Below are 2,751 nucleotides of genomic sequence, written 5' to 3'. Positions count from 1 at the left end.
GACCCAGCATCGCGAGCAGGCTGGAGATGTCACACTGCTCGCAGTCGAACAGGGCGGTGGACACGCCGGGGGCAGGCTGGCATGATGGCACGCGGTGGCCTTCTGTTTTTTTGGACAATGTGGGTTGGCGCTTTCATTGTCCGAGCAGGAGGCCACTTCCGTCACAACGCGTGTGCGAGGTTCCGTCAAAGTAGGGGCGGCGACGCGTCAAAGGCCGGCCCGAAGGCCATTTCCGAACCGGCCCGCGAAACGTCAGCGGGAGACCCAGCGACATGCCGCCGTCGCCGCTTCGACCCGCGCATAGCCCCTCAGAAGCCTGTCCCCAGGCGCCGGGCCTACGAGCCGGCCGCCGGGTTCACTACGATCAGCTATCGATCATCACGGTGAGCTACCTCGCCGAGACCCTGGGCCACCGTGCAGCGGGCAATGTGGCGACCGCCGACCCCGCCCTCACGGGCCAGCTGCGCATAGACCTTCCGCACACCGTAGACACCGTAGTTATCAGTGTGTACCCGTTCTATCTCCTTCAAGGTCTCGGTATCGGTAGCCGCCCGTCGCGACGGCGACCGTTTCTTCGAGGCGTAGTAGGTACTCGGGGCGATCTGGATACCGGCATCCTTCAGCACGGCACAGATCGGCTCGACCCCGAACCGTTCCTTGTGCCCGTCGATATAGTCGATGACTACCGGCGCGGGCGGTCGAGCTCCGCCGCGAAGAAAGCCGACGCCGACTTCAGAATCTCGTTCGCCCGCCGCAACTCCCGGTTCTCCCGCTCCAACTGCGCCAGCCGCTCGGCCACCTCACTCGGCACACCCGGCCGCGTGCCCGCGTCGACCTCGGCCTTCGCGACCCACACCCGCAGCGTCTCCGGTGAGATCCCCAGCTGCGCGCCGATCCGCTGACACGCGCCCTTCGCGCTCGTCCCCGACTCGGCCCTGGCGTCCAGCACCAGCCGGATCGCCCGTTCCCGCAGCTCATCGGGGTACTTCCTCGGCGCACCCATGTCGTCCGCTTCCTCCTGGTTTGACTCCCTCCATCAAACCCGGCGCGGTTCAGACCGTAACCGGGCATTGGCCGCACGGGTTCACCAGGTTGTGAGGCCCAGCCGATGCAACCGCCATCTCGTAGCTATGTCGTCCCGAGCGGCCACTGGCAGTGCACGTGGTTTCCGTCCTCGATCGCGCTGTCGCTCGCGCCGAGCTGGACGCACCGCATCACCACGGCATCGAATCCGCCCGAGGCAGAGTTGATATCGAAGGCGAGTCCGCGATAGTGATGTGAGCCGACGGCATGGGAACCCCCGGCGATCTCACTGACGGAGATCGTCCACCGGCTGCCGATGTCGACGAGGGCGCGCAGAACCGTCCCGCTCAGGACCACCTGGCCGCCGGGCGCCGTACCATAATTTGATCGACAAGCCGGCCGCCCGTGAGCCGTGGCGACGACGTTCTGATGGGCCGTGGCGTTGTCTTGCGCGCCGGATGGATGAGATGCCGCAAGCCTGATCGAGCTCATACCCAACACCTGATTCGCTGCCCGCACCCGATCAGGAGCGGGTAGGACGTCCGACGGACGGACGCAGAAGCCGGCGCCGCCTAAGGTAACGATTTCGCTGTCTGCCGCGACGGGCCTGTGTCCTCTGCCATCCGACGCCGGCGCCATGTCATCCACGTACGAGGCACCTTCATGGAGTCCGGGCAGGCCTGCGCCGAGGTCAACGTCACCAAGGTTCGCGACGCTGCCGTCCCTGGCCGCGGCCCAGTATCCGCCCGCGGCCGACGCGACGGATGTCGCGGCGACGGCGCCGGACCGAGGCGATGCCGCAAGGGCGGGTCGGGTCTCCATGAACCCGCCGACGACCAGGGCAGACAGAACGATCACCCGTCCCGCCTGGGTTGAGAATCGCCGGACGGGGAGAATATGGTCCAAATTGCCGACTGAAACAATCATCGTAGCTCCTGGTTCTCGATACAGACGCTACGACTTCCGCGCTTCGCCGGTAAGCGCGCGCATGCAACCAAGAGAAAGCCCTCGTCGGATCTGTCGGCGACATCCGAAAAATGACCCCATGGCGACGGCTACGGGAAGGCGCCGGGATCGGCCTCGCCGCCGGCATAGCCGAACTCGGCGGCATTGTCCGGGGAGTTGGGCAGGTCGGACTGGGTGTCATCGATCACCATCAACCGCCGCCCGCCCAGCCAGGCGCCCTTCGTGCCCCGCCCTGCCTGTGGGAGGGCGAGCCGGTCGAACAGCAGGCGCAACGGTTCGGAACCGAGGCGTTCCCGGGCCTGGCAGATCGCCGGCGTCGTCGGTACCCGCCATTTCGGGTCCCACGAGCGGAACGCTTTCAACGACGAGACGAGCTTACGCATCACCTCCTCATAGGAGTCCTCAAAGAACAGGCACATCGCCAGCACGAAATAGACCACGACGTGTGCCGGCAGGAGCCGGACCCGGGTCTGGCGGCGGCCGGCGCGGTTGACCGCCTCATCCACGTCGTCGCGGGATACCACGCTCGCCAGTACTCCGATAGAAATCCAGTCGGTCAGCCGGCCACCCGGTACCGCCCGCGGAATGCCACTCTGCCCACGCTCCACCAGCGCATTCTATCGTCCACGCATCYGTGACGTGTTCCGAGACCAGGTAGACGAAGACACCCGCGATGGCAACCAGGCCGTCCCGCCCGCCGGCGACGTCGGCGACGACTCGACGAGTGTTGCGAGAAAACCGGTAGCGGTAGCCAGTGATTTG

At 66.2% G+C, this 2,751-nt stretch carries 4 protein-coding genes and 1 other annotated feature; all 4 genes read right to left on the bottom strand.

Features of this window, described 5'->3' with window-relative positions:
• Positions 1–368: 368 nt before the first annotated feature.
• The 4 genes from BCD48_RS56775 to BCD48_RS21235 all read right to left on the bottom strand — a co-directional run bounded on the left by BCD48_RS56775 (position 369) and on the right by BCD48_RS21235 (position 2,597).
• The gene (locus BCD48_RS56775) at positions 369–626 is read right to left on the bottom strand and encodes an IS3 family transposase (protein WP_157910547.1); all 258 of its coding nucleotides are present in this window, start codon (positions 624–626) and stop codon (positions 369–371) included.
• Positions 594–722 (bottom strand) — a sequence feature (AL1L pseudoknot). Its footprint overlaps the gene before it by 33 nt.
• On the bottom strand, positions 683–1,003 hold the full coding sequence (locus BCD48_RS21245) for a transposase (RefSeq protein WP_071050157.1): 321 nt from the start codon (positions 1,001–1,003) through the stop codon (positions 683–685). It overlaps the preceding feature by 40 nt.
• A 125-nt stretch (positions 1,004–1,128) precedes the next feature.
• On the bottom strand, positions 1,129–1,950 hold the full coding sequence (locus tag BCD48_RS50770; RefSeq protein ID WP_131804074.1) for a hypothetical protein: 822 nt from the start codon (positions 1,948–1,950) through the stop codon (positions 1,129–1,131).
• Positions 1,951–2,078: 128 nt separating this feature from the next.
• The gene (locus BCD48_RS21235) at positions 2,079–2,597 is read right to left on the bottom strand and encodes a transposase domain-containing protein (RefSeq protein ID WP_157910546.1); all 519 of its coding nucleotides are present in this window, start codon (positions 2,595–2,597) and stop codon (positions 2,079–2,081) included.
• Between the last annotated feature and the right edge of the window lie 154 nt (positions 2,598–2,751).

It is taken from the genome of Pseudofrankia coriaricola (assembly GCF_001854805.1).
GTDB lineage: Bacteria > Actinomycetota > Actinomycetes > Frankiales > Frankiaceae > Pseudofrankia.
Note: the sequence above shows the minus strand (reverse complement) of the source record. Positions and strands in the feature narration are given on the sequence as shown.